The 24,320-nt window shown below is 69.3% G+C and carries 27 protein-coding genes and 1 pseudogene; 9 read left to right on the plus strand and 19 right to left on the minus strand.

The features are described from left to right. Nucleotides 1-79: 79 nt before the first annotated feature. From OG299_RS42065 to OG299_RS42085, 6 genes and pseudogenes are all read right to left on the minus strand, one after another. Nucleotides 80-697, minus strand: a complete 618-nt coding sequence (locus tag OG299_RS42065) for a hypothetical protein (protein ID WP_327364929.1) — start codon at nucleotides 695-697, stop codon at nucleotides 80-82. A gap of 39 nt (nucleotides 698-736) precedes the next feature. Next, a complete protein-coding gene (locus OG299_RS42070; RefSeq protein WP_327364930.1) occupies nucleotides 737-946 on the minus strand; it encodes a hypothetical protein in 210 nt (69 codons plus the stop codon). 12 nt (nucleotides 947-958) lie between these two features. Beyond that, entirely contained in the window at nucleotides 959-1,342 is a 384-nt protein-coding gene (locus OG299_RS42075; protein ID WP_327364931.1) for a hypothetical protein, read from the minus strand. Nucleotides 1,343-1,891: 549 nt separating this feature from the next. Continuing rightward, nucleotides 1,892-1,987: pseudogene (locus tag OG299_RS43000) on the minus strand (DUF6233 domain-containing protein); the annotation flags it as partial. Between the two features lie 30 nt (nucleotides 1,988-2,017). Beyond that, a complete protein-coding gene (locus OG299_RS42080; RefSeq protein ID WP_327364932.1) occupies nucleotides 2,018-2,824 on the minus strand; it encodes a phosphotransferase in 807 nt (268 codons plus the stop codon). 8 nt (nucleotides 2,825-2,832) lie between these two features. Next, nucleotides 2,833-3,024, minus strand: coding sequence for a hypothetical protein (locus OG299_RS42085; protein WP_327364933.1), 192 nt, complete (start codon nucleotides 3,022-3,024; stop codon nucleotides 2,833-2,835). A gap of 320 nt (nucleotides 3,025-3,344) precedes the next feature. Between OG299_RS42085 and OG299_RS42090 the strand changes: the two genes are divergently transcribed. Together OG299_RS42090 and OG299_RS42095 are read left to right on the plus strand one after the other, a co-directional pair. Further along, nucleotides 3,345-3,698 carry a hypothetical protein gene (locus OG299_RS42090; protein ID WP_327364934.1) on the plus strand — a complete coding sequence of 118 codons (354 nt, stop codon included), beginning with the start codon at nucleotides 3,345-3,347 and terminating at the stop codon, nucleotides 3,696-3,698. A gap of 48 nt (nucleotides 3,699-3,746) precedes the next feature. Beyond that, complete coding sequence (locus OG299_RS42095; RefSeq protein ID WP_327364935.1) at nucleotides 3,747-6,917, plus strand: tetratricopeptide repeat protein; 3,171 nt, start codon at nucleotides 3,747-3,749, stop codon at nucleotides 6,915-6,917. 13 nt (nucleotides 6,918-6,930) lie between these two features. Here the strand turns inward: OG299_RS42095 and OG299_RS42100 are convergent, their stop codons facing one another. The 3 genes from OG299_RS42100 to OG299_RS42110 are packed head-to-tail and all read right to left on the minus strand — an operon-like array spanning nucleotide 6,931 to nucleotide 8,552. Continuing rightward, a complete protein-coding gene (locus tag OG299_RS42100) occupies nucleotides 6,931-7,497 on the minus strand; it encodes an NUDIX domain-containing protein (protein WP_327364936.1) in 567 nt (188 codons plus the stop codon). Beyond that, entirely contained in the window at nucleotides 7,478-7,648 is a 171-nt protein-coding gene (locus OG299_RS42105; protein ID WP_327364937.1) for a hypothetical protein, read from the minus strand. Before OG299_RS42105 ends, OG299_RS42100 begins: the two co-directional genes overlap by 20 nt. Nucleotides 7,649-7,658: 10 nt before the next feature. After that, nucleotides 7,659-8,552: an IS982 family transposase gene (locus OG299_RS42110; RefSeq protein WP_327364938.1), complete on the minus strand. Its 894-nt coding sequence runs from the start codon at nucleotides 8,550-8,552 to the stop codon at nucleotides 7,659-7,661. A gap of 311 nt (nucleotides 8,553-8,863) precedes the next feature. On the opposite strand from OG299_RS42110, the gene OG299_RS42115 reads away from it, so the two are divergent. Further along, complete coding sequence (locus tag OG299_RS42115) at nucleotides 8,864-9,334, plus strand: hypothetical protein (protein ID WP_327364939.1); 471 nt, start codon at nucleotides 8,864-8,866, stop codon at nucleotides 9,332-9,334. Nucleotides 9,335-9,856: 522 nt separating this feature from the next. Here the strand turns inward: OG299_RS42115 and OG299_RS42120 are convergent. The 8 genes from OG299_RS42120 to OG299_RS42155 all read right to left on the minus strand — a co-directional run bounded on the left by OG299_RS42120 (nucleotide 9,857) and on the right by OG299_RS42155 (nucleotide 16,683). Further along, on the minus strand, nucleotides 9,857-10,156 hold the full coding sequence (locus OG299_RS42120) for a hypothetical protein (protein ID WP_327364940.1): 300 nt from the start codon (nucleotides 10,154-10,156) through the stop codon (nucleotides 9,857-9,859). 139 nt (nucleotides 10,157-10,295) lie between these two features. Then, nucleotides 10,296-10,850: an AAA family ATPase gene (locus OG299_RS42125; protein WP_327364941.1), complete on the minus strand. Its 555-nt coding sequence runs from the start codon at nucleotides 10,848-10,850 to the stop codon at nucleotides 10,296-10,298. Between the two features lie 42 nt (nucleotides 10,851-10,892). Next, the gene (locus OG299_RS42130; protein WP_327364942.1) at nucleotides 10,893-11,603 is read right to left on the minus strand and encodes a class I SAM-dependent methyltransferase; all 711 of its coding nucleotides are present in this window, start codon (nucleotides 11,601-11,603) and stop codon (nucleotides 10,893-10,895) included. Beyond that, nucleotides 11,590-12,546: a glycosyltransferase family 2 protein gene (locus tag OG299_RS42135; protein WP_327364943.1), complete on the minus strand. Its 957-nt coding sequence runs from the start codon at nucleotides 12,544-12,546 to the stop codon at nucleotides 11,590-11,592. The genes OG299_RS42130 and OG299_RS42135 overlap by 14 nt, the downstream gene beginning before the upstream one ends. Before the next feature lie 5 nt (nucleotides 12,547-12,551). Beyond that, nucleotides 12,552-13,754 carry an arylsulfotransferase family protein gene (locus tag OG299_RS42140; protein ID WP_327364944.1) on the minus strand — a complete coding sequence of 401 codons (1,203 nt, stop codon included), beginning with the start codon at nucleotides 13,752-13,754 and terminating at the stop codon, nucleotides 12,552-12,554. A 41-nt stretch (nucleotides 13,755-13,795) separates the two neighbouring features. Beyond that, the gene (locus tag OG299_RS42145) at nucleotides 13,796-14,557 is read right to left on the minus strand and encodes a creatininase family protein (protein ID WP_327364945.1); all 762 of its coding nucleotides are present in this window, start codon (nucleotides 14,555-14,557) and stop codon (nucleotides 13,796-13,798) included. Nucleotides 14,558-14,596: 39 nt separating this feature from the next. Next, nucleotides 14,597-15,556: a hypothetical protein gene (locus OG299_RS42150; protein WP_327364946.1), complete on the minus strand. Its 960-nt coding sequence runs from the start codon at nucleotides 15,554-15,556 to the stop codon at nucleotides 14,597-14,599. A gap of 8 nt (nucleotides 15,557-15,564) precedes the next feature. Then, nucleotides 15,565-16,683: a radical SAM/SPASM domain-containing protein gene (locus tag OG299_RS42155; RefSeq protein ID WP_327364947.1), complete on the minus strand. Its 1,119-nt coding sequence runs from the start codon at nucleotides 16,681-16,683 to the stop codon at nucleotides 15,565-15,567. Nucleotides 16,684-16,999: 316 nt separating this feature from the next. Between OG299_RS42155 and OG299_RS42160 the strand changes: the two genes are divergently transcribed. The 3 genes from OG299_RS42160 to OG299_RS42170 all read left to right on the plus strand — a co-directional run bounded on the left by OG299_RS42160 (nucleotide 17,000) and on the right by OG299_RS42170 (nucleotide 19,630). Beyond that, the gene (locus OG299_RS42160) at nucleotides 17,000-18,334 is read left to right on the plus strand and encodes an NsdA family TPR-like regulatory protein (RefSeq protein ID WP_327364948.1); all 1,335 of its coding nucleotides are present in this window, start codon (nucleotides 17,000-17,002) and stop codon (nucleotides 18,332-18,334) included. Nucleotides 18,335-18,546: 212 nt separating this feature from the next. Further along, entirely contained in the window at nucleotides 18,547-19,023 is a 477-nt protein-coding gene (locus OG299_RS42165) for a pyridoxal-phosphate dependent enzyme (RefSeq protein WP_327364949.1), read from the plus strand. After that, nucleotides 19,016-19,630: a cysteine peptidase family C39 domain-containing protein gene (locus OG299_RS42170; protein ID WP_327364950.1), complete on the plus strand. Its 615-nt coding sequence runs from the start codon at nucleotides 19,016-19,018 to the stop codon at nucleotides 19,628-19,630. The genes OG299_RS42165 and OG299_RS42170 overlap by 8 nt, the downstream gene beginning before the upstream one ends. A gap of 132 nt (nucleotides 19,631-19,762) precedes the next feature. Here OG299_RS42170 and OG299_RS42175 read toward each other — a convergent pair whose 3' ends face one another. Then, nucleotides 19,763-20,395, minus strand: a complete 633-nt coding sequence (locus OG299_RS42175) for a DUF2461 family protein (RefSeq protein ID WP_327364951.1) — start codon at nucleotides 20,393-20,395, stop codon at nucleotides 19,763-19,765. 347 nt (nucleotides 20,396-20,742) lie between these two features. Here OG299_RS42175 and OG299_RS42180 point away from each other — a divergent pair, with 347 nt between their 5' ends. After that, nucleotides 20,743-20,934, plus strand: coding sequence for a hypothetical protein (locus OG299_RS42180; RefSeq protein WP_327364952.1), 192 nt, complete (start codon nucleotides 20,743-20,745; stop codon nucleotides 20,932-20,934). Between the two features lie 11 nt (nucleotides 20,935-20,945). Here the strand turns inward: OG299_RS42180 and OG299_RS42185 are convergent, their stop codons facing one another. Beyond that, nucleotides 20,946-21,662, minus strand: a complete 717-nt coding sequence (locus tag OG299_RS42185) for an HNH endonuclease family protein (protein ID WP_442817618.1) — start codon at nucleotides 21,660-21,662, stop codon at nucleotides 20,946-20,948. A gap of 387 nt (nucleotides 21,663-22,049) precedes the next feature. Here OG299_RS42185 and OG299_RS42190 point away from each other — a divergent pair, with 387 nt between their 5' ends. Both OG299_RS42190 and OG299_RS42195 read left to right on the plus strand, forming a co-directional pair. Next, nucleotides 22,050-23,690: a DUF8825 domain-containing protein gene (locus OG299_RS42190; protein WP_327364953.1), complete on the plus strand. Its 1,641-nt coding sequence runs from the start codon at nucleotides 22,050-22,052 to the stop codon at nucleotides 23,688-23,690. Between the two features lie 378 nt (nucleotides 23,691-24,068). Beyond that, nucleotides 24,069-24,281, plus strand: a complete 213-nt coding sequence (locus OG299_RS42195; RefSeq protein WP_327364954.1) for a hypothetical protein — start codon at nucleotides 24,069-24,071, stop codon at nucleotides 24,279-24,281. The last annotated feature ends 39 nt before the right edge of the window (nucleotides 24,282-24,320 follow it).

Below are 24,320 nucleotides of genomic sequence, written 5' to 3' on the forward strand. Positions count from 1 at the left end.
ATGCCGATGGTCGTGACCACCCATGCCTTGAATCAGCCCTGCGCCGGGTCTGGTTCGGAAGCGCGCTGCGCATGGTGCGCTATCGGGGAGGAGGGCTGGCGTTCGGGGTTCCCTGTGCTTTCGCTCCGTCCGCGATCTGTTCGCGTACCTTCCGCTCTCCGACGATGATCCGTGAGGTCACTGGACGGTCGGAGACCTGTGTGACTGTGACATGGCCACGCGGATTCACTGGTGCTTCGGATTTATCGGAGGCGTATTCGATCACCATGGCGTTCTTGCTGCAGAGCAGTGATACCCATTTTTGGGGGCCGCTGCCGGAGGCGCTGTTGTACGGTCCGGCAGGGTAGATGTTACTGCCCTCACCGCCAGCCGGCCACTTCGACACGAGGTGAATCCGATTGGCCTTTTGGTCTCCTTTTGCGTCGACCTGAATTCCGCAGGAGTCGCCGTTCGCGAACATGATGATGCGATCCTGCCCATCCCGAAGTTCGGCGAGGATTTTGAGAGTACCGGAGGAGGCGCTCTCTGCATCGGCAAGCGGATCGTCGGCGACGCTAATCGCTTCCAATTCACTCAGAGCAGTAACCTGCACGCCGGTCGAAGTGGGTTCAGCGTCCGAATCAGCTCCGCTTTCACATCCGGTAAGTAAGAAAATGAAGGCAGCCCCAAAGACTAAGGGCTTCTTTTTCCAGGCCATGGGGCTGCACCTCATTCTGATCGTATCTTCAGTGTGTGATCACTGTACCCACTGGTTGAAGCAGACACCCACGGGCTTGTAGGCCCATATCCTCTTCCCCGTGGGGAACTCGCCGCCGGCGCCTGACCAGGCCTCTCCTTCGAACACGTCGTAGAGCGGGAAGGCCTGGACGGTCCCGAACTTGCCGTCGGGCACCTCAAAGCGCGTCTCGTTCTTGACGCCGTAGGTGCTGGTGACGCTCCAGCCCATGCCTGCCGAGATTTACTTCAGGTCGACGTTGATCTCCTTCGTGACGGTGGCGGAGACACTCTTGTCGACCGTCAGGACGAGGGTGGTCTTGCCCCCGCCACTGGTCGCCTGGATCACATCGGTTCCGCACGACTGGCTGATCCAGTGCGCGTTCTTGATCCTGTAGAAGTCAGTCGTCCCTGCGGGCGCAGGGGATATGGAGCTCGGGGCTTCAGTTGACAGTTCGCCGCTTTCGGCCGCGCTGGAGTTCCGCTTGACCAGCGTGTTGGGTCCGGGCGTGAAGAACTTGCCGTCCGCGGACAGCGAGCTTTCGGGGACGCCTAACGGCTTGCCGTCATCCGCATAGGACACTCCGGCACCCGTGGTCGCGGTCAGCGCGACTGCCACGCCCGCCATGGCCAGAACCGTGGCGATTCCACGCCGGTGAGGTGAAAAATGTACGCGCTTCATTTCGCTCCCAGGTCTCTTCAATTCAGATCCGCCCGCCTCGTACTCGACATTCGCTGGCGGGTGATCTTGCCGTCCCTCAGAGCTTGTACGGCTTCACGCTTACCTATCAATCCTTTTCATCAGACTGCGCCTCAGGTCACACGGGAATCTCAGATTCACCTCAAGAGCGATGTTTGATTCAAGCCAGCACTCTCCTTAAATGACCGCACATAATCAGATACGAATCTCGGCGTTTCCGGCGGAGAGATTCCGTGCTTCATCACACGTAAATCAGGGACCCCACCTGGGTCATCAGCATCACGCCGGGTCCTGGTCGAACCTCGCGAACCATGGCCGCCGCGCTCCCCATGCACCGCCTTCCGGCCGCACAGCATGGTGTCTGGAAGGGCTCAGCCCGCCGCCGACCCCGTGCGCTCCCCGAATCCGGGGTGAAGCCTCTCGCGGCTCTGACCACTGGCAGGTCCACAGCGGCCTCCTGCCGAGCGCCAGGCCGGGTCAGGGATCGGTGACGCCGAGCTCGCGACCCGCGCCGCAGACCGCACATGCTTCAGCTGCGGGATGGCGCAGCGCGTGGAGGGCCTGGGCGCGGGTGGCGGGCCATGTGGCCCAACGAGCGCGGCGCTACAGGTGGGCCAGGTACTCGCGTACGGGGCTGGCCAGCTCGGCGTAGAAGTCGACGCGGTCCTGGGCTTGGAGGACTTGGGCGCAGATGGTCAGCATGCCGGTGCGGGCCTCGGGCCGGTCCAGGACGGGGGCCAGTTGGGCCCGGATGCCAGCGGCCGTCTCGGGTGTCAGCAGGGCGTACACGTACAGGGTGGCCGCGTCGTAGCCGTACGGGGCGCGGCCCCAGCCTTCCCAGTCGAGGATGTGTGGGCCGCGGGTGATGTTGCCGTAGTGGAGGTCGCCGTGGGCGGTGGTCCAGGTGACGTGGTCGACCTGGTGGCCGGTGAACTCGGGGATCACGCGGCGCAGGTATTCCTCGCGTACGGCCTCGCGGTCCGTCGGCGGCGGGACGTCGGCGAGAGCGTCCAGGGCGGTCGTCATCTCCTTCCACCACGTCTCGGGCAGGCCGGGGTCCTGGTCGAGGACGGGGCGCGGGGAGACAATCGGGTCGGGGGCGAAGGCGTACAGCTCGGCCCGGTAGGCGTAGCCGTCGGTGGTCCAGTCCCGGATGCGGAACAGGTCGGGGCGCGGCACCGACGCGGGGAGGGCGCGGGAGGTGGACGGGCCGTCCCACAGCTTGCCGCCCTCGGCGCCGGCCTCGGCGCAGACCACGCGGAGCCAGTGCGGGCCGGCGGCCGAGGAGAGGGTTCGGCCCCGGTACCCCCACGCCCGGCGGCCGGTTGCACGCAGGCCGAACTGGTCGGCAGCGTGCCGCTGGGCGGCCAGCATCCGGTCGACGGGGGTGGGGGCGGGGGCCTCGAACATGGCGGGTCCTACCTCGGTTGGGAGACGGCGGCCGCGTCCTTGGATACCAGCTCGGTGGCGAGCGCCGCGACCTGTTCCACGGTGAGGCCGGAGCGCTCGGCCAGGTCCCCGAAGGTGAGGCGTGCGCCGGAGACCAGGGCCTCCAAGGCGGGACGGACGGAGGTGTGGAGCTCCCATTCGTGCCCGGCGGCGCGCAGCACGACGGCCTCGTCGGCGCCCTCCAGCGCGGCCCGGGCGGTGGTGAGGGCTAGGACCAGGCCGGGGGCGGCGGGGACGTCGCCGATGTACGGCAGGGAGGGGCGGGCGGCCGAGGTCGCGGGCGTCCAAGTAGGCGGCGAACTCCGAGATGCTGTGATTCCGTGTGAATCCTGGCCCGGAGCCGCCTTCCTCCCAGGGGCCTGGGTGTGCTGGAACCAGGATGCTGCGGGTCGCGTTCCTGTTCCAGATCGAACCGCCCTGCCGCACTATGAAGTGGCGGACCGTCAGCTGGGGGGCCGTGTCGTGGCGAGGGGGAGCGGGCATGTCGCAGGGGTGGAAGATCACGGTCATCGTGTTGGGGGCCGCCGGGGTCGTCTCGACGCCGTTGGTCTGGTTGCTGGACGGCCCCGATGCGGGACAGCTGGCCGGAGCCTGCATTCAGGCCGCCGCTGGTATCGCGGCTCTGGTCTGGGCGTTGTTTCAGCACCCGGGCAATCGTGCGGACGATACGGCCGTGCGGACCGGGCCGGCCCGTGCGGACGATGGTGGAACAGCGCTGACGGGGGTCAGGCGCCCGCAGGGCCGGGGTAGTGGCTCGGCACAGGCGGAAAGGACCGGCGGCGCCACCGCCACCGGCGACGGCAGCAACGCCGTCAGCGGCATCGACTACACCTGACAGCACCCGGCCCAGTCAGAAAAGAGAAGGCGGGGGGAATTCGGTCGCGTGACCGCAGGAGACAAGGACCAGCAAGGCTCCATCGACGCTGCCGGCGCTGATGTCGCGGTGACCGATACCGGGAACGCTGCAGCCGTGTCGGGGGCCATAGCGGTAAGCGGCTACCGCGGACCAGTACCGGGAAGCGGCGGCGCCCCCGCTGCTCCGGTACGGATATCCCGGACGGGGGATGCGGCCGCGTCCGAGGGCGGGCTTGCCAACACCGGCTACATCCACCAGGTGAGCGTCGAGAAGCTGACCATGGTGCAACCCAGCGCGCCACGGGAACCGGCCCCGTGGCCGCACCAGGTCGGGGTCATCCCTCCCCGGGCACGGTCCTTCCAGCACCGCGCCGAGGCAGAACGGCTGCGGGTGACGGTCGACGGCGGTGGCACCGCGGTGCTGGGCCAGATCCTGACCGGTATGGGCGGGGTGGGCAAGACCCAACTCGCTGCCGACTACGCACATACCGCATGGGGGGACGGCAGCCAGGTGGGCGGCCTGGACGTTCTGGTCTGGCTCACCGCCAGCAGCCGGGAGGCCCTCGTGAGCGGATACGCTCAGGCCGGCATCGAGTTGTGCCGGGCCGATCCCAGTGATCCGGAGAAGGCCGCCGCTTCCTTCCTGGCCTGGCTCACCCCCAAAACGGCAGCCATGCCCTGCCGGTGGCTGATCGTCCTGGACGACGTCACCGACCCGGCGGACCTGCACCGCCTGTGGCCGCCCGCCAGCCCCAACGGCCGCACCCTGGTGACCACCCGCCGCCGTGACGCCGCCCTCGCCGCAGACAGCCGCGACACGGTCGAGATCGGCCTGTTCACCGAAGACGAAGCCCGCACCTACGTCACCACATCCCTGACGGCACACGGCCGAGTCGAGCCCGCCAACGAGATCACGGGCCTGGTCGCCGATCTCGGGCGCCTGCCGCTGGCCCTCGCCCAGGCCGTCGCCTACCTCATCGACTCCGGCGACGACATCGCCACTTACCGCCAGCTGCTGGCCGACCGCACCACCACACTCGCCGACACCGCCCCCGATCGCCTGCCCGACGACCAAGCCCTCCCCTTGGCCGCCGTCTGGTCCTTGTCCATCGACCGCGCTGACACCCTGCGACCCGCTGGCCTGGCCCGCCCCATGCTCCAACTCGCCGCGATGCTCGACGCCAACGGCATCCCCCACGAAGTTCTGACTAGTTCCCCAGCCCTCACCTACCTGGCCGCCCACCGCACCCAGGCCAGTCCTGGACTCGCGCGATGGCTGAAGTGGCGACCGGGCAGATTGCAGCGCTTCGCTGCGCAGGCCACGCGCGAGGACGCGATGGGGGCCCTGCGGACTCTGCACCGGCTCAGCCTCTTCGAGCACATACCCGGCACCCCGAACCAAGCCGTGCGCGTCCATCAGCTCATCCAGCGCACGATCCGAGACACGCTCACACCCCACCACTACAACCAAACCGCCCGCACCGCCGCCGACGCCCTCATAGCAGCCTGGCCCAAAATCGAGCGCGACGCCGCCCTTACCCAGATTCTTCGTGTCAACAGCACAGCCCTCGTCACCTGCGCCGAGGACGCCCTGTATCAGCCCGACCCACATGCGGTGCTGTCCCGCACCGGCAACAGCTACGGCCAGGCTGGCCAGGTGACCGCCGCCCGCGACCATTTCCGACACCTTACCGACGTCGCCCGAGACCGTCTCGCCGCCGACCACCCTGACGCCCTCGTTGCCCGGCACAACTTCGCTTACTGGCGGGGGGAGGCGGGGGATGCGGCCGGCGCCGCCGCCGACCTCGCCGAACTGCTGGAGCACACGGCGCGGGTACTGGGCGACGACCACCCTGGCACCCTCGCTACCCGGGGCAATCTCGCCATGTGGCGGGGGAAGGCAGGGGATGCGGCTGGCGCTGCTGCCGCTTTCGCCGAACTGCTCGCCGACCGCGTACGGTGGCAAGGGGAAGACCACCCCGGCACCCTTGTCGCCCGACACAATCTCGCCCACTGGCAGGGGGAGGCGGGGGATGCGGCCGGCGCCGCCGCCGACCTCGCCGAACTGCTGGAGCACATGGTGCGGGTATTGGGCGACGACCACCCTGACACGCTCGTCGCCCGGGGCAATCTCGCCATGTGGCGGGGCGATGCGGGGGACGCGGCCAGAGTCGTCGCCGACCTCGCCGAACTGCTCGCCGACCAGGTGCGGCTGCTGGGGGAAGACCATCCCAGCACCCTCGTCGCCCGGCATCACCTCGCCTTGCGGCGGGGCAACGCGGGGGATGCGGCCGGCGCCGCCGCCGACCTCGCCGAACTGCTGGAGCACACGGCGCGGGTACTGGGCGACGACCACCCTGGCACCCTCGCTGCCCGGGGAAGTCTCGCCTTGTGGAGGGGGGAGGCGGGGGATGCGGCCGGCGCTGCTGCCGCTTTCGCCGAACTGCTCGCCGCCCAAGCGCGGCTGCTGGGGGAAGACCACCCCGACATCCTCGTCGCCCGGCACAACCTCGCCTACTGGCAGGGGGAGGCGGGGGATGCGGCCAGCGCTGCTGCCGCTTTCGCCGAACTGCTCGCCGACCGCATACAGCTGCTGGGGGAAGAGCACCCCGACACCCTCGCGGCCCGGCACAACCTCGCCCACTGGCAAGGAGAGGCGGGGGACGCAGCGGGCGCCGCCGCCGACCTCGCCGAACTGCTCGCCGACCGCATACAGCTGCTGGGGGAAGACCACCCCGACATCCTCGTCGCCCGGCACAACCTCGCCTACTGGCAGGGGGAGGCGGGGGATGCGGCCAGCGCTGCTGCCGCTTTCGCCGAACTACTCGCCGACCGCATACGGAGGCAGGGGGAAGACCACCCCGACACCCTTGTCGCCCGGCTCAACCTCGCCCACTGGCAGGGGGAGGCGGGGGATGCGGCCGGCGCCGCCGCCGACCTCGCCGAACTGCTGGAGCACATGGTGCGGGTACTGGGCGACGACCATCCCCGCACCCTCGCCACCCGAGGCAAAGCCGCCTTGTGGCGGGGCAATGCGGGGGATGCGGCCGGCGCCGCTGCCGCTTTCACCGAACTACTTGCCGACCAAGTGCGGGTGCTGGGCGACGACCATCCCCGCACCCGCGCCACCCGAGGCAGCCTCGCCCACTGGCGCGGGGAGACGGCGGAGACGGGCCGAGTGTCGGGTAGCGATCGTTAGTGAGACACGAAGATTAACCTGGCGTTCCCGCAGGTCCAGGACGGGGGACAGCTCGGTTCGGATGCGGGTGGCCGCTTCTATGACCGTCGTGCAGGTACATGGGGCACCCGGTCTCACAGGCCTGCACTGCAGCGTGGAGCCGGTTGCATATCCGGCTGCGGAGTAGCGCGGGGGCCTTGTCGATGGGGACGAAGGCGATCTCGGCGAGCTCGTTGTCGTGCGGGCGGAGCGCTGTGGCCTGGGTGTCGTCCAGGGTGCCGGCGTCGAAGATGAAGGCGATCTGGTCGTCCCATGGGCCGTGGGGCGGTACCCAGTCGACGACGAGGAGCTGGCGGAGGGCTGCGTTCAGGCCGAGTTCCTCGCGCAGTTCGCGTATGAGAGCGGCTTCGGGTGCCTCGTTGGCCTCGGCCATTCCGCCGGGCAGGTCCCAGCCGGGCTTGTAGGTGGGCTTGACCAGGAGTACGTGGCCGGCCCGGTTGCGGATCAGGGCGTCGGCCGCGACGCGTTTGCGGGCCTGGGTGCGGTTGCCCTCGGCGAGGTAGGCGTACCAGGCATCGGGGTCATTGGGCGTGGGCCTCATGGGCGGGACTTCTCCTGGGCGCGGTGATGATGTCGGCCATCAGGAGCATTCTGGCCCGGCGTGCGTCGTCGAACCGCACCAGGTACTGGCCGACCGGCCTGTAGGCCTTGTGGGGCTCGAGGTGGCGGCGCAGGTCGTCTAGATGAGTCATTCCGAAGTGATCAGTGGTCGTAGGCGATCAGGGACCGTGTGATTGGCTGTCTGGTCTTGTGGTTGTGCCAGATTGCTGCGGCCAGCGCGAGGACGCGTTGGGCGACGCGGACGGTGACGCCCTCAAAGGTCCGGCCGCCGTGTTGTTCCAGGTCGAGCTGGCCTTTGAGGGTGTCGTTCACCGACTCGATCAGTTGCCGCACCGATTTCAGCAGTGACTCGCCCTTGCGGCGCTTCTCCCGCTTGAACGAGGGCCGCAGCAGCTCTGCCCCGCGCATGGCCAGATCGGTCTCGAATTCCTTGGAGGCGAAGCCCTTGTCCGTGATCACCAGCAGGCCGGGGCGGTCGGTGTCTGTGTCCGGCTCACGATCCAACATCGCCGTCAGCACCTCGCGCTCGTCCAGCTTCGGGTTCGCAAGGGACCACAAGATCGGCATGCCGGTTGGGGTGCACACCAGGTATAGCCGCAGGCCCCAGAAGAATCGGGAATGGCTGGCGCAGTACCCGTATCCGGCCCAGCCGGCCAGGTCCGACCGCTTCACGGTGGGGCGTGACCGGCCGCACTCGACCGGGGTGGAGTCGATGATCCAGTGGTTGTCGAACCAGAAGTCGGTGTCCGTCGCAAGGAGCCGTACAGCCCGCTTGACCAGCGGCAGCGCAGCCCGCAGCCGCTTGTTCCAGCCCGGCTGCTTCGGCACGAAGGGGAACATCTTGCCGAGGCGGGAGTGGACGAACCGCAGCCACCTGGACTCCGAGGTGAAGCCCAGCATCGCCTGGGCGACGGCGAGGCAGACGAGCTCGGAATCGGTCAGCCGGGGAGGGCGTCCCAGCCACCGGGTGTCCGTGATCTCGTCGTCGATCTTCACATACAGTGCGGTGAGCAGGGCGTCCAGGTCATTCGTCACAGAACGATCTTGGCCGCCCTTTCTGTCTCTCCGGCCGCCGGCAGGGGGCTGCCCGATTGCCCAGCTTCACGCTTGAGCAGGCCGACAAGACACGGGAGACCGGACGCCACCTCATGCCCAGTACCGGACCTCCCGGTCCGCGCTGTGGCCAAGAGCGCCCAGGGCAGCGCGAAGATCTCAGATCTTCCGCCGTCTGCTGCCCGCCGTTGTCGAAGGCTGCGACAACCTGGCCGTCTGCGCGTCCCGGTCCCGGCCCGATATTGCCCGAACCCCGGGCCGTGTTCATGCCATCGATGTCATAATCGGACGTTGTGTGGACAACGCTTGCGCCGCTCATCGGCGTCCTGCTCGGCGGGCTCATGTCGATGCTGGCCCAACGCTCGGCAGGACGCGCCTTGGAACGCGGCGAGGCGCGCCGCAGTGTCCGTGAACTTGCCGAGGCGCGCCGCAACGAGCGTCTCACGCACCTCATCGCATTTCTGTCTGCGGTGCAGGAAGCAGAACGAGTCGCGGTGGATCGGTATCACCACAACCTGGCTGACGAGCAGTGGCAGGCCCGGGCAAGGCAGGTCCTTGACAGGGTGTGGGTGACGCAGAAGACGATCCACGTACTGTGCGCGTCCGAGGTCAGCGAAGCGGCACGCAGCCTCGCGTGGGCAGTACAGGAGGTGATCAGGAAGGGCCCCGAAGACCCGGGAGAGCCACAGGATGAGAAGGTCTGGGCGCACATCCATCCGAGCCGACAGGCATTCCTTGATCTCGTGCGCGACCAGCTAGGTTGAAGCCCCGGGGAGGGATTCGGCAGCTGCCGTGAGCGGCCCGGGACAAGCAGCACCAGCTCCGGCCTCCATTGTGCGGCGAGCGTCATCTACTTCGCCGGCTTCTCGAGGGACGCAAAGCCCGCCTTGGCGCAGGCAGCATGCATGTCCACGGGCCAGCAGCACGCCATCGAACGGCCCCTTGGCCCATCGGCAAGCTGAGCACGATCACTTCGGAATGACTCGTCTAGCTGGTGGATGACGCGTACGGAGCTGAGGGTGGGGCTGGTGGTGAGGAGGTTGTGGCCGACCTTGCGGCGTCGAGGTCGCGGCGGCGGATGTGGATGTCGACCAGGGTGATCCGGGTCAGGGCCAGGGAGCGGGCACGGCCGGCCTCGCGCAGGGTGAGGGCCTGCTCGGCCTGGGCGAGGGCTTGGTCATAGCGGCCGAGGTCTTTGAGGATCAGTGCGGATTCGCTGGCCAGCGCGGCAGTGTCGAAGGGGCTGAGCCAGGGGTGGACGGTGTCTGAGGTTCCCGCGATGTCGGCTAGGGCTTGGTCGAGAGCGCGCTGGGCGGGGAGTGCTGGGCTGCTGCGGCCAGCGCGCGGGCGGTCATGGTGTGCAAGCGGGCGGTCAGGGCGGGGATGCGGGGGCCTTGGGCTGCGAGGTGGAGACCGGTCTTGGCCCAGCGGGCCGCTCCGGGCACGTCGTTGGTGTGCAGGGCGAGGTGGCTGGCGCTCGCGGCGATGTTGGCGGCGAGCGGGGCGTCGCCGGAGACGCGGGCGAGCGGAAGTGCGCGGGTGAGGTGTTTGACGGCGAGCTCGTCGTGGGCGGAGTCGTGAGCCATCCAGCCGGCCGGCTCCGTGAGGGCCGCAGCCGCCGCGAAGACGCCCGTACCGCTGGCGGGGTCGACGAGGCGGGGTGCGACCTGGTCCCTCAGATGCCGGGAAACGGCCGCGTGGAGGCGGCCGCCCCCTCTTTGGGAATCAACGCGCTCGGATGAAGGCTCCGATCTCGGCTGTCCCAGGCCGGTAGCCGTCGGACGTGTCCACGATCAGGGCGGGCGCGTCGAGGGAGATGTCGACGAACCCCTCGGGACTGTAGGCGCCGACGGCGATGTCGGTGAGGAGCTGCCGGTCACCGTGGGCCGCGCGATGCCTGTCCGAGGCAGCACGTTCGGTCATGCGCTCGATAATGGTCGGTGTTGGAGTGGTGCACCGGATGATGCGAAGGTCGGCGATCTTCGTGAGGGGTTCGAGGCCGGGGCGCCAGAGCCGGTCCTGGTAAGCGGCCTCGGCGACGACGGTGACGCCGGCCTCAAGGAGCACACTGAGGGTGTCGAAGAAGGCGTGCATGGCCGGGATGTTGAGGGGGTCGTCCCCGCCAGGCTCATAGGCCGCGGTGCTCATGACCATGCCCTGCTTGATCTCGTCACGGATGATCGCGGGGCAGCCGAGTTCCTTGGCGAGGCTGTGCGCGAGGGTGGTCTTTCCGGTGCCGGGGGGACCGCTGACCACCGCGAGGGTCGGCCGTGTTGGCATTCGCTGAGCTCCCGAGGGGTGAGCCGGTACGTCGGCGCCTGGTCAGGCGAGGGGCCGGGCCGGAGTCTTGATGAGCTGAAAGGCGATGAATCCGGGCTGTCGGTTCAGTTTCTCGTACGTGGCGGGGTACTCGTGGGGCATTGAGGCGGCGGGTCGGTGTTCGACGAGGCGGTCGATGGTGAGCCCGGCTGCGGAGAACTCGGTCACCCACGCCTGGAGGGGCTGGCGCCAGTAGCGGTGCGTCATGCCGTTGGACCAGGTTTCCTCTGCTCGGCGGGCGTCGAAGTAGCTGCCGCCGTTGGTGAGCCAGTCGGCGGTGGGGTGGCTGGTGGAAACGATGATCCGGCCAGCAGGGTGCAGCACGCGAGATAGTTCGGTCAGGGTGCGGACGCGGTCCTCGACGTAGTGGAGGACGAGCGCGAGCAGGACGATGTCGAAGCGGGAGTCGGCGGCCCAGGTGAGTGGTTCGTTGAGGTCGTGCTGCCGGACTTCGACGTGGGGCCCGAGGCGGGTGCGGGTGTGACGGACCATGTCGGCGCTCTGGTCGATCCCCACCACGTTGGCACTGCGGGCCTTGAGCTCGGCGAGGTAGAGGCCAGGGCCGCAGCCGGCGTCGAGGATGCGCTTCCCCTGTACGTCGCCGAGGAGTTCGAGGACGGTGGGGCGGTCGTAGTGGGCGTTGTACGGGCTGTCGGCGGCCTCCCGGGCGAAGGTGTCCGCGAACCCGTCGTACGGGGCCTCACTTCGTGGCATGGGTGCCTCCGGACAGCGTCGGGACTGCCGGCAAGGGAGAGCTCTCCCGGCTCCACTGCCCCAAGGACGGGAGCAGCTGATCGAGGAGCGTTCGGTCCGGTTCACGCCCGGCGCTGAACGTGGCGTGGAGGCTGCGGATGGCGTGCTCGAACAGGTGCGGGGCGACGGGCAGGCCCCCGGCGACACGTGTGTCGAGCCGGTGGTCGAACTCCCGGAACCACTGCCGGTACGCCTCCGTGCGCCGGTCCGGGGCTGGCCACCGCTGATAGACCGTGGCTCGGGCACGGGTGAAGGGGGTGGGGCTGGTCTGGTACGCGCTGGCGACGGCCCCGGGGCGGGGCAGCTGGTGGTAGATGCAGGTCAGGGTGTTGAGGCGGGTGAAGCGGTAGCCGGCGGTGTGGTGGAGGGCGAGGAGGAAGTCCCAGTCTTCGCAGTGGGTCATGGTCTCGTCAAAGCGGACCGGGGCGGAGGAGGGGTTGCGGATCACGAGGGAGCCGGTGTGGATGGTGTTGGCCACGGCGAGGAAGGCGGCGTCGAAGGGGTAGTCCTTGCGGGGCAGGCCGTGAGAGATGCGCGGCAGGTCCTCGATCCACGTCGGGCTGACGAGGGCCTGGCCGTAGACGGCGTCTGCCTGACCCCTGCGGAGGATGTCGGCGGCGTCCGCGAGGTGCTGGGGCAGGAAGACGTCATCGTCGTCGAGGAACGCGACGTGCTCGCCCTGGGCGTAGATGAGGGCCGCGTTGCGGGCGTGAGAGACGCCGCGCGGTTGGGCGGTGTCGAGAAGAGTGATGGGCAGCTCGTGCTGCCAGCGGCCGACGACCTGGTCAACGGGGGTTCCGCCGTCACGGGCGACGATGACCTCGAAGTGGCGGTAGGTCTGGCGGGCGAGGCTGCGCAGGGCGCGATGGAGCGGGCCAGGGCGGTCGCGGGTCGGGATGATCACGCTGATCACAGTGCGCTCCGCACGGGGGTGCCAAGTCGGAAGGACACTTTCGCCTCGGCCAGGGTGCGGGCGGGGAGGTCGCCCTCGCCCAGGCGGGCCGTGGCGGAAGGGTGGACGGCGGCGAGGCGGTAGAACTCGGCGCGCGAGCGGCCCTCGACCGTCGCCTTGGTGGCCACCTGCACGCTCCACTGCTCCTGGCCCTGGTGGTTGATGATCAGGCCGCGGCCTGCCTGGGCGTCGCTGATGAGGATGTTGCCGTCTGGCAGGCGCTCGCAGCCGCCGGCCATCTCGCAGAACAGGCCCAGGTTGTGCTGCCACGGGACGGTACGGGTGCGCGGCTCGACCTGCAGGATGCGGGAGCGGCCGTGGGCGCGGCCGTTGTCGAACACGAGGATGGTGGCATCCGGCTGGACGGAGGGCTGGTGCTGCCCGGACAGCTCGCCGGGCCCCCACCACCACCGCACCGTCCGGGTGGTCAGGTCGAGTACGGCGATCAGGTCCAGGTTCCGCAGCGATACCAGTACGTCCCCGGCTGCCCATAGCCCGGCGGGGTGCGCGGTGGTGAGGATCTCGAGGGTGTTGGTGTGGAGGATGTCGCTGGGGGAGCCGGGCCGGGCCCGCAGGAAACGGGAGATCTCACGGCCGCGCAGCCAGCCGTTCGGTCCTTCCAGCCGCGGGGCGAGCGCGGCCGGGTCGGCGATCCGGCCTGCGGCGCGATGGTGGTCGATCGCCTCGGTGATCATGGCTGCCAGGGCAGGGTCGGTGGTCAGGGTCTCGTACAGGGAGTGGGCGTCGCGCAGTTGTCCGTCCGGTCCGAGGACGGTGATGGAGTTGTCCAGTAGGAGGTGCTGGCCGCCCGTGCAGGGGACGGGTCGGGGCTCCTCGGTCAGGACGTAGATCTCGCCGTTGGGGCTGATGTCGAGGTCGTGGTGGACGGGGAGGTCGGCCCGCCAGGTGAGGGTGGAGTCGGGGGCGAGTTTGAGCAGGGTGTGCAGCGGCACCATCGCGTACAGCGACCCGTCGGGGCCGAGCTCGACGTGGTTCCAGCCGCGCAGGTAGGACGGCGGCCTGGTCTCGATGTCCGGCTGTCCGATCGGGCTTGCCCAGGCGTGGACGAGGCGGGCCTGGTCGTCGATGACGCACGCGAACGGCCGGGGGTAGGACGCAGACGGGGAGAGCAGGAACAGGCGTTCGCCCGAAGACGGCATGCGGGTGCTCCTCAGGTAGATGTGGCGCGAGAACGGATGGGTCAGCTGGGCAGGGGCGCGTTGAACTCGCGGCGGACGGCGTCGGTCAGCTCGCGGGCGACCTGCTCGGCGATGTACTTGCCGAGGTCGCTACTGGCGTGGGCGGCGGAGTAGACGATGCCGGCGCTGGTGGCCGTGTCGGCCGGCGGCGGGTAAAGGTGGTAGCGGATCCGGCGCGGGTGCTCCTGGCCGCCGTCGGCGGGCAGCCGGTCGGGCTGGGCGGCGTGCGGGCTGATGTGCATCACCAGGCTGGACTCGACCATCCCGGCGTGGTGGTCGTCGCTCCGGGCGGTGCCCGTTTCCGCGGCGAGGGCGTCGCGGAAGTCCTCGCCGACGACGTCCCACCAGTTCACGATCATCACCCTGCTGCGGGGCACGCGGTCGGTCACCTCGCGGGCGGCCTCGCACAGGAAGCTGATGTTGTCGATGGCCGAGTTGAGCAGGACCAGCCGCCGGTATCCGTGGCCGGCCAGGGAGGTCAGTATCTCGGTGATCAGGGCGGTGAAGGTGGTTCCGGTGATGCTGATGACGCCGGGGAAGGTGCCGCCGAGCCGCTGCGCGGGGGTGGCGACGCCGTAGCCGACGGCGGGAGCGATGTGCGCGCCGAGGTCATCGGCGAGGTGGCGGGCGAAGTGTTCGCTGATCATGGTGTCGGAGCCGAGCGGCAGGTGCGGGCCGTGCGGTTCGAGGGCTCCGACGGGCACCACGGCGAAGTCGTCGGGGGCCGGGGCCAGGTCAGGCCAGGTCATGTCGCCGATGAGCACGGGGGTCTCCCTTTGCGGAAGGGGCGCGTGGGCTGGGGTTCAGGCGTCGGTCCAGCCGAGGCTGGGGACGGTCTCGGGGCGCAGGGGGGAGGCGATCTGGAGGTTGAGGAAGTCCTCCTTGTTGCCGCACCCGCCACGGGCGGCGCACGGCGCCCACGTCTCGGCGCGCAGCGGCAGCTCGAACCCCGGGGCCAGGACGCTGCCGAGGGGCTTCATGTCCTGTGCGGAGTAGTTGGAACAGCGGAAGACCTGGCCGTGGATGTCGATGAAGAACGCGTCGTGACCGGCCCGGCAGAGCATGCCCTGGCAGGAGGACAGCCCGAGCAGGGCGGTCTCGGCCAGCGCCCGGTTCCCGCCGAGCTCGGCCAGGGTGTCCAGGGCGCCTTCGGCCTTCATGACGGGGACGGCCGCCGCTCCGACCCCTGTGGGGGCGGTGGGGTCGTATCCGAGGTCGACGTTGAACCGCAGGCCGCCCGCGCGGGCGGCGTCGCGGGCGCGGGCCACCGCGGCGGCGTTGTCCTCGAAGAGCAGGGCGTTGACGACGACGAAGCAGCCGTAAGTCTCCTGCGCGAAGGCGGCGGCCTTGATGACGCGGTCGAGGTCGGCCTGCCCGTCGTGCCAGGTCAGCCACAGGGACAGCTTCCCCAGGTTGGCCTGCGCCTCCAGCTTGCGCAGCCGCCGGGGGACGAGGATCGCATTGGAGAGCAGCTCGACGTGCTCGACGCCGGGCTGCAGCGTCAGCCACGCCGCCTTCTCCAGGAAGAACAGGCTCGCGAAAGGCTCGCCGAGCGTGCCGAGCCGGACCTTCGCCGGGTGCGGGCGGGTGCCGATCCAGGTCACGACCTGCTCGTACGTGTGCCGGTCCTCGGGGTTCTTCCAGTCGTAGCGGCGGCTCTTGGCCCAGTCGCCGATGGACACGCACGAAGGGCAGTTCAGGTTGCAGAACCGCTGGCCGGCCACGTACCAGATCCGCACCGGACGGGGGACGGGGGTGGTCATCGTCGCTCCTAGCCGAACGTAGCGATCGGCCGGAAGTCCCGGCCGGGGAAGTCGGGCTGCTGGTTGTGGCAGCGTCGGCACAGGAAGTCGGCGGGGGCGTCGTCGATACCGAAGACCTTGCGACGCAGGGCCACCGCCCGCTTGCTGGACATCAGCTCGTCGATCGTGCCGTCGCCGATATGGCCGAAGACCTCGCGCTGGTAGTAGTCGTTGCAGCACAGGAACAAGTCGCCGGCCACGGAGATGTTGACGTGGTGCACGGGCCAGCCGCAGCCGGTCAGCCGCCCGTCCACGTAGACGTTCTGCGCGTACTCCCCGCCCAGCTCGCCGGCCCGGTCGCACGTCAGGCTCGCGTACACCTCGGCGCCCAGCGGGCCGAAGCGCTCCCGGACTCCGCCGAGGTTGCGCTCCAGGCGTTCGCCGACCCCGTTGACCACCACCTGGACCGGCAGCCCGGCGCGGAGAGCCGCGTCGGTGTTGCCGATGGTGTGCCGGTAGCTGCGCGAGGCGGTGAGCTCGGCGAACTCGGCCTCGTCGACGGACGGGATGTTCACGATGAGGTGCTTGAGTACCCCGGTCCGCTTGAGGTCGGCGATCTTGGCTGGCGTCAGCGCGGAGGCGTTCGAGTACAAGGCCAGCGGCATCCCGTACCCGGCGAGAACCTCCAGCCGGTCGGTGAAGTGCCGGTCCAGGGTCGGCTCGTTGAAGAACTGGAACGTCACGTACGCGGCGCCGACCCCGGCGAGTTTGTCGACGACCTCCTTGAAGAGGCCCATCGGCATCGTGCGGCGCGGCTTGGGGTCAGTGGCCACCGGACACGAGGCACAACCCCAGTTGCAATGGGCCGTCACCTCGATCTCCCCCGACACCAGCCGGTACTCCCGGCACAGCACCGCAGGATCCTGCAGCCATCCCTCGCGCACGGCTGCGGCGACCCGGACGGCCCCGAAACGGGCGGCCAGCTCGCCATACGTCTGCGGGGTGGCGGCGTGGTGCAGGAGGCGGAGGACTTCGGGGTCGTCCTGCCAGATGATCGTCCGGTCCAGGCCCACGAGCCCGAACGCCGCCGATTCCGGCGGCGGCCCACCGGCCGGGGCCTCGGGCCCGGTGGTGTCCGACAGGTACACCAGAACCGGCTCAACTCCAGGCTGAACGGTCGAGAGGTAAGGCGAGGTTTGCAGCCGGGCCAGCCTGCCGGCGCTGCCGGGGCAATTGGTGCCCGCCAGCGGCAGTGCGCTTGGTACGGCCAACGTGGAATGCGACATCTGGGCCCCTTTTCTTGCAACGAGGAGCAGGGGAGCGGACAAGCGGCTTCGGGCCAACACAGGCCGGTCGCTTGGAAGATCGAGTGTCGGGCAGTCGTACGACCTAGGCGACAGGGTCGCGGGGGTCCCGCGGGGGTCCCGCCCCGGCGAACCCGCTCCGCGCGGACACGGTGAGTGCTTGACTGAATACGTGACCGAGCACACCCATCCGCTGGCCTACCACCGCGAGCTGAAGAGCCTCACCCGGGTCGACCTGGCGAACCTCATCGGCGAAGCGGCAAAGCGCCGCGGCCTGCGCTCGGGCACCGACAAACACCGGGTCCGCAAGTGGGAGGTCTGCGGGGTCACCCCCGAGGCCGAAACGCAGGTCTACATCGCCGAAGCCTTAGCACTGCCCGTCGAGCTGGTCGCCCCCGACGACTGGCCGAACTGGCTGCCCGGCAGCGACGGAGGAGTCGTCCCCCTCGGACCATGCAGCACCGTCACCGCCCTGCGAGAGGCCCTCAGTACCGCCATGGAACGCCTGGAACGCCGCACCTTCCTCACCATCTCCGGCACCGCACTCACAGCCCTGGCCGCGGCCTGGGCTGCCGGCGGAGGAACCGCGCTCGCCGCGCAGCTGCAGGGCGACAAGCGCGTCGGCGATGACACGGTCACCCTGCTCGAGGACACCAGCCGACAGCTCAACGGCCTCGTCACCGAACAGCGCCAGCACGTCACCGCCCTGCTCGACGCCCACCTCGAGACCGTCGCTAACCTCATCGCCAACGGCCGCTACGACCGCGCCACCGGCCTGCGCCTGCACGCCCTAGCCGCCTCGCTGGCCCAGACAGTCGCCTGGCACCGCTTCGACCACGGACACCACACCGCCGCCGCCAAACTCTGGATCGCTGGCCTGCACAGCGCCCACGCCACAGGCGACCCCGACCTCGGCGCCGCTATGCTCGGCGACCTCGCCTACCAGGCCGCCTGGCGCAAGGACCACACCACCGCAGCCAGCCTCCTCCATCACGCCCTCACCCGCACCGAACACCCCGCCGCGCGGTCCCTCCTCCACCTCCGCCTCGCCCGAACCCTCGCCTCCCAAGGGGAGAAACGGCCCGCCCTCCGCGCGCTGAAGGCGGCAGAACACCAACTCGGAGCCACCACCGGCCGCCCCCTGCCCGCCTGGTGTGCCTGGATGTCCCAAGCCGACCTCGCCGTCGATTCCGGCCAAGCCCTCCTCGACCTCGGTGAAACTCGGCAAGCCCATCAGCTCATCTCCGACGGACAGGCCCTCCTGCCCACCACCCGGGACAAGACCCGCGGTGTCTTCCTCACCTACCAGGCAGCCAGCCACCTCCAGCTCAAGGAACCCGAGCGCGCAGCCCAAGCTGCTACCGAGGCCCTGAACCTCTCCCGCCGCATCGGAGCACCGCGCTGCGAGCACCTTGTCCGAGAACTCCTCCTAGCCTTCCAGCCCTACAGCTCGGCCAATGGCGTTCAAGAGCTGCTGGACCTTGCCGCCGCATAGACCGTCCGCACTCTAGGCCAGGTGGTCAGCTCGCCCTGGCCGCTCGGAGGGTTGGACGCCGAGGCGGATGTAGTGCTCGGTCCCGGTGATCGACTCCCGTACCTCTGTCGGCAGGCGGGCCAGGATCCCGGGCAGGGGCCGCTTCTTGGCGGCTTCGCTGCGGTGGGCCAGGATCGCGGCCCACTTCTCCTCGAGCTGGCCCCGAGATCGAGATGCTCGTCGTCCCCGTCGGCGGCAGTGGACTCGCCGCCGGATCCTCCACCATCGCCAAGCACCTCCAACCCGGCATCACAGTCATCGGCGTGGAACCCGAAGACGGCGCGGACACCCTGCTGTCGATGCGCTGCGGCCAGCGCATCGCCCTGCCCGAGGCGCCCTCCACCATCGCCGACGGCCTCGGCCATGCCAGCCCCTCCCCACTTACCTGGGCCGTGAACTCCCGGCTCCTGGATGGCATCGTGACGGTCACCGACCAGGACATCACCACCGCCATGGCATTCGCCTTCCGGCACCTGAAGGTCGTCGCCGAACCCAGCGGCGCCTGCGCCCTGGCCGCCGTGCTCGCCGGTCGCGTGCCCCACGAGTCGGGGACGATCGGGGTAGTGATCTCCGGCGGCGGCGTGGACTGGCCCACCTTCCACCGGCTCATCAGCCAGCCCGCCCACCGGAAGGACCCCGCACATGCCTGACCTCGACCTCCCGTTCCCCACCGTCACGCAGTACGCCAGCCCGGACCTGATCGCCGCCATCGTCTACGACGGCCACGACCGAGGAGACGATCCCCGCTGGGCCGAGAGCGGCGCCCCCGACCTGGAGACCTGCCGCACCTGGTGCGGCCACATGTGCGGCATCGCCTGCCTGCGCATGGCCCTCCTCGCCCGTACCGGTGACGCACCCACCCTGTTCGAACTCCTCGACGGCGCCCGAAAGTACGGGGCCTACACCGAGGACGCGGACAGCAGAGCGATCCGCGGCCTGATCTACGCCCCGTTCGCCCAGTACGTGCACGACGTCCAGCGCCTGCACGGCGAGGTTCACCCCACCATCACGGAGTCGGGCCTCCTGGCACTGCTCGACTCCGGCCGGCTGGTGATGGCCTCGGTACACAAGGAGATCCGCCGCCCCGAGAACCCGGCACCCGGCAAGGGCGGACACCTCGTACTCGTCACCGGCCGCCAAGGCGACACGGTGTACTTCCGCAATCCGTCCGGCCACACGGAGCCGGCCCGCACCGCGAACCTGCCTCTCGCCGAGTTCATCAACTTCTTCGCTGGCCGTGGACTATCGCTGGCCTGAACGCAGCCGCGGACTGGCTGGGGACAGTGTCTGCGCCGGCCCCAAGATTCGCTTTTAGTGGATCTCCGCCAGGGCAAGGGAGTCCATCGCAAGCGCCGTGGGTACCGAGCTTGCCCGCAATCCGCGGTTGTGTCAGGCGGCGTGCTTCACGTGGCGGACCAGCCACATCAGCAGGGTGTCCAGGTCGGCGGCAGCCGAGAGGACCCGGTCGACCGCCTCGGGGGTGTGCAGCCATTCCTCGCAGCCGAGGGGACGGGCAGCGATCAGAGAACGGTGGCGCAGCAGGTTCGTACGGGAGTGGTTCGTCGGATAGCCACGCGGGGGACGTTTCATCACGTCCCCGGAGATGATGTAGCCCTTCTTCCGCACGTCCTCGACGATGGCGGACAGTTCGCGGCCGCTTCCCTCGGAGGCCACGGCCTTGCGGAACCTGTCCACCTGGCCGGGATCGGGGTACCACCAGGCGCCCTGGATCCGCAGGCCGTCCAGGGCGAACCGGAGACCGATCTCGATCTTGCGGTCGAGCCGGATCACCGCGCTCTGGTGCTGCCACCACCAGGAGTCGGTGCGGTAGTGCCAGACGGAGAAGTCCTCATATCGGGGGTCGGCGTCCGCGACCTCGTTGAGCAGAGCGATCATCGGCTGTCGGACCAAGCGTTCGCGGTCCGCGCGATAGCGCTCGCGGGTCGCGTGGGTCGGTTCGCCCTGGAGCTGCCACAACACGTCCATAGCCTGCTCAGGCCAGCCGGTGAACTGTCCACGCATGCGGGCAGGTTAGCTCACCCATAGTCCGCGCACGGAGAGTGAGACAGGTAGGGGGCGTGACCCAAGACAAGATGGGAGATGCTGCGGTGGGGTTCATCGGCCAGTCGACAGTGGCGGCCTCCGGATGGGCTGCGCGGCACGTGCGGCGGCTGCTGGACCAGGTGTGTCGCACGCCCGGGTCCGGGCCAGGTGAGGACCTCGGCTCTGCTGATCCTCGCGCCCGGAGGGGCGGTACCCGGCGAATGACGCGGCGCACTCGGCCCGCTCGTGCGCACACGAGTACCCGTAGCTGGCCCGGTTCCAGGCGCCCTTGGTGACGGACCGGCCGGCTCAGCGTTGTTCTGGGCATGGACGAGATGCTGGACGTGCTCCTCGACGGGGTCACCGAGCCGCGCTTGAAGCTGATCAGCGAGGACGAGGCGAGGGCCTTGATGGTCCTCCTCGGAGTGCTCGACGATGACGAGCAGCCCGAGGAGGTCCGTCATGCCGCCGGGGAGATGCGGTTTCGCATCGGGTCGCGCCTGGCCGTGCCCCTGTAGAAGGGGTGCGTCTACTTCGTCGTGTCGAAGGGGACGGTCTCGTAGGTGACGGTGGCGCCGGGGCAGTCTTCGGCGAGGCCCAGGAGGGCCTCGCGCTCGCGGTCGTCGGCGGTCAGGGACCAGCGGAGCTTGGTCTCGACCCAGCTGGTGACGTACGTGCAGTGGTAGGTGGCGGTCGGGGGCAGCCATTCGGCCGGGTCTTTGTCGGCCTTGGCGCGGTTGGACTTCGCGGTGACCGCGATCAGCGAGGTCGGGGTGGCGAGGTCGTTGGCGTAGGCCTCGCGGCGCTTGGCGGTCCAGGCCGAGGCCCCGGAGTCCCAGCTCTCGGCGAGCGGGACCAGGTGGTCCACGTCCAGGGCGGAAGCGGCGGTGACCCAGGTGTCGTCGTACGGGGAGAACCAGCGTCCGCCGGTGAGCTTGCAGCCCGGGGCGATCTCGGGGTACTCCACGGCTTCTTGGAGGATGACTTCGGCCCGGGTGTTGCATCCGTCGTCCGCGATGGCTCCGGCGTTCCAGTGCTTGAAGGCGGTACGGACGTAGCCGTCGCGGGACTCGGCAGCCGCGGGGATGCGGTCGATGCCCTCGAGCAGGGATGCCGTCTCCGACGCGGCGGGCAGGGTGACGGCCGCCGCTGGGCCGTCGGCGGAGGCCGGCGCGGCGGTGGCGAGCAGGGGCAAGGCGGCGAGGGCGAGCGCGGGCAGGCCGCGCATTAGCAGGTTCTTGATCACGCCCCGGGTTGTAGCCGCCCATCAACTCGTCCAGGAGGAAAGCAGCGGGCACATCACCCAGGTGGGCGCGATGATTCACCAGAGAAACGGCACTTCAGAGCGTGCCCGATGCCTACTTGGTCATCCGCTCAGGCGCGAGTGGTGCAGTTGGTTCCGACGGAGCTCGATGCGGCCCGCCACGGGCGGCAGTTACCCAGCCGCCCAATGGGGTCCGAGGCCAAGGCCACCCTCTAGCTGATTGTTCCGGCGGACGTTTCCGGCCCCCATCGGCCCAAGTCGGCAGCGGCGCCGCCAGCAAGATCGCTGACTGTAATCGTCACCTGTCGGATTGTCAGTGGCGCCCTCTACCGTGAATGGCAGCGGTCTTCTTCAGGGGGAGGGCAGGCCATGGCCAACATCGTCTGGCACACCAAGCTCAAGATGCGTCTCGACCTCACACAAAATGATCTCGGGCAAGGCATTGAGGGCCTGTGGGACCTGATCTACGACACGGATCGGCTCTATGCCTCACGCAACGTCCCGGTCTCCGAGCGCGGACTGCAGTGCGGCGGGATCTGCCAGGAAAAGGGGGTGGTGGCCTGGATGCACCTGCGGCTGCGCGCCAACGGCCGGCGCGAGGCCGTTCACGAGCGGGCCGAGGACGAGGAACGCCACAAGGCGCCCATGAGCGACGAGCACAAGGCGTACCAGGAACGGATCCTTCGTGCCGCCGAGGAAGGCGGCTTCCCAGGCGACAGCGAAGTCCGTACGCCTGTCGGGACCCGCGGCTGGATCCAGACCGACACCCTGGTCGAAGGGGAAGGCGGCCGTCGCATCGGATGGGAGATCCAGCTCTCGTCCGCCGGGGCTGAGGGACCGCGCAGCGTGAAGGCACGCGCTGCGAAGGCGGCGAAGCTGGGCATCACGCCGGCCTGGCACACCGACCGGGTCGACTACGCCCGACGCAACGACACTCAGTGGACCGGGAGCAATAATCTGCCCGCCCACGTCATCGCGAAGACCGGCGACCTGCGCGTTGTCTCCGGTTTCCGAGCCCTGGACTTCTGGCTCTGCGATCTTCGGGCGCTCTATCCCTGCCCAGACGGTGTCCGGCGGTGCGGAAAACACCACGTCACGCCCAAACCTCGTGACGTGCTGTTCGACGACCTCGTTCGCCAGACGGCGGCAGGCTCCATCGTGCCCGTCGAACACCTCAGGGGATCAAGGCTCGACAAGTTCTGGGTGACCAGCGCGGACCGCGACCGGCTCGAGGACCTGCTGGAGGGCACCCTCATCCTGAACCCAGCGCCGCCGGAGGGGGCAACACCGAAGTCCAGTCCAAACGGCCCCACCTGCCGCACGGCAACGGCCGCGGCCTCCCCAGCCCAACCTGCGGCCATGACTCCTCCCGCGACCCTGAATACCCCTATCGCCACAGGCGGCACGTTCTCGACCATTCGCACGATCCCGCGGCAGCGCTTCCAGGATCCCGCCCCGGTGCTGACGGAAGGCTCCAGCCATGCCCCGTGGCCGGACGGTCCGCCAGAGGCCGAGACGGCCGATCCCTCCGCGGACTCGGCTTCCCCGGCACCCGTGGAGATCCAGCAGACCGCCGAACAGGCGACATCACCGAGCGTCGAGTTCCCTTCAGGAATCGAACAGGTTTACGATTCAGGGGTGACCTCGAACGCGAACGTCTTCCCCAACGACCTCCTCCAGCTCCAAGAGCGCCTTCACCGCATTGGGGCAGAGCACACCGCGCATCTGGCCGGCCTGCCGTGGAGCGTGGAACCGGTCGCGGGGTGGGCGCGCGGGGAGCGCTTCTCCCACCGCGGGGACGTCCCTGACAGCCCGGGCTGGACGCCGGAGCAGAAGGAGCGCGTGGACCGGATGTGGCAGGAGCTGCGGGACCTGTCGGCCGCCGTGGTCGACCACCCGTACTGGAAGACCGTCGAGCGGGAGAAGGTCGTCGCGGCCCGCATGCTGCTGAAGAAGCAGGCCCGCCCCGCCGCACCTAGCGCCGCAGAGAACGCGCCGGACGCGGCGTAGCCGCCATGGCCGACCGAGACCCGCTGCTTCCCCTGACGCCCAATTTGGACCAGCTGGCGGTGATACGCCGATGGCTCGAGCTCACCCTCGAACGCGTCCGGGTCTGGGCCAGGTGCTGGCCTCGCTGGCCCTGTTCCTCCCCTGGGGCCGCCGGGGGCCCCAGGGCCAGGCGGTAGCACCGCCCACCCGGCAGGACCGAGGGGCCCGACGGCAACTTCGCGGCTGATCAAGTCACGCCGCCGGCGGCTGAGTGGACGGGGCGGCCTGGTCGGCCGGCTGGTCCAGCCCCACCCGTCGGAGGCCAGCGAATTTGGCGGCCTGGACCCGAGCGGACTGGGCCTGAGTGCGGCCCCGGGCATTGGCCGCGACTCTGGAGCTATGGCCGACGCGTCCAAAGTGATCATCCACCCTCCCGACGAGCGGGGCCGCCGCCTGGTGACCTGCCGGCGCGAGGAACTCGGTCGCGCGACCAGCGAGCGGGACGTCCGGGAGTTCCTCTACCAGGCAGGCATGGCCGACGCCGAGGACGTCGACCTGACCGACGAAGCCCTCTTCGACTGGCAGGGGACCGGACCCGAGTCCTGGGCCTGAGCCGTGAAGGCCCTGTGGAATGGCGCGATCTCGTTCGGG

Source organism: Streptomyces sp. NBC_01296 (assembly GCF_035984415.1).
Classification (GTDB): domain Bacteria; phylum Actinomycetota; class Actinomycetes; order Streptomycetales; family Streptomycetaceae; genus Streptomyces.

What these genes read in the sequence shown, in the direction of transcription:
- OG299_RS42075 (WP_327364931.1), bottom strand. Translation starts at nt 1,342, where the DNA reads ATGGCGGGCGTGGCAGTCGCGCTGACCGCGACCACGGGTGCCGGAGTG.
- OG299_RS42180 (WP_327364952.1), top strand. Translation starts at nt 20,743, where the DNA reads ATGGACGAGATGCTGGACGTGCTCCTCGACGGGGTCACCGAGCCGCGC.
- OG299_RS42190 (WP_327364953.1), top strand. Translation starts at nt 22,050, where the DNA reads ATGGCCAACATCGTCTGGCACACCAAGCTCAAGATGCGTCTCGACCTC.
- OG299_RS42125 (WP_327364941.1), bottom strand. Translation starts at nt 10,850, where the DNA reads ATGCCAACACGGCCGACCCTCGCGGTGGTCAGCGGTCCCCCCGGCACC.
- OG299_RS42140 (WP_327364944.1), bottom strand. Translation starts at nt 13,754, where the DNA reads ATGCCGTCTTCGGGCGAACGCCTGTTCCTGCTCTCCCCGTCTGCGTCC.
- OG299_RS42130 (WP_327364942.1), bottom strand. Translation starts at nt 11,603, where the DNA reads ATGCCACGAAGTGAGGCCCCGTACGACGGGTTCGCGGACACCTTCGCC.
- OG299_RS42175 (WP_327364951.1), bottom strand. Translation starts at nt 20,395, where the DNA reads ATGCGTGGACAGTTCACCGGCTGGCCTGAGCAGGCTATGGACGTGTTG.
- OG299_RS42090 (WP_327364934.1), top strand. Translation starts at nt 3,345, where the DNA reads ATGTCGCAGGGGTGGAAGATCACGGTCATCGTGTTGGGGGCCGCCGGG.
- OG299_RS42195 (WP_327364954.1), top strand. Translation starts at nt 24,069, where the DNA reads ATGGCCGACGCGTCCAAAGTGATCATCCACCCTCCCGACGAGCGGGGC.
- OG299_RS42070 (WP_327364930.1), bottom strand. Translation starts at nt 946, where the DNA reads ATGGGCTGGAGCGTCACCAGCACCTACGGCGTCAAGAACGAGACGCGC.
- OG299_RS42170 (WP_327364950.1), top strand. Translation starts at nt 19,016, where the DNA reads ATGCCTGACCTCGACCTCCCGTTCCCCACCGTCACGCAGTACGCCAGC.
- OG299_RS42165 (WP_327364949.1), top strand. Translation starts at nt 18,547, where the DNA reads ATGCTCGTCGTCCCCGTCGGCGGCAGTGGACTCGCCGCCGGATCCTCC.
- OG299_RS42080 (WP_327364932.1), bottom strand. Translation starts at nt 2,824, where the DNA reads ATGTTCGAGGCCCCCGCCCCCACCCCCGTCGACCGGATGCTGGCCGCC.
- OG299_RS42065 (WP_327364929.1), bottom strand. Translation starts at nt 697, where the DNA reads ATGGCCTGGAAAAAGAAGCCCTTAGTCTTTGGGGCTGCCTTCATTTTC.
- OG299_RS42120 (WP_327364940.1), bottom strand. Translation starts at nt 10,156, where the DNA reads ATGGCTCACGACTCCGCCCACGACGAGCTCGCCGTCAAACACCTCACC.
- OG299_RS42150 (WP_327364946.1), bottom strand. Translation starts at nt 15,556, where the DNA reads ATGACCACCCCCGTCCCCCGTCCGGTGCGGATCTGGTACGTGGCCGGC.
- OG299_RS42105 (WP_327364937.1), bottom strand. Translation starts at nt 7,648, where the DNA reads ATGACTCATCTAGACGACCTGCGCCGCCACCTCGAGCCCCACAAGGCC.
- OG299_RS42100 (WP_327364936.1), bottom strand. Translation starts at nt 7,497, where the DNA reads ATGAGGCCCACGCCCAATGACCCCGATGCCTGGTACGCCTACCTCGCC.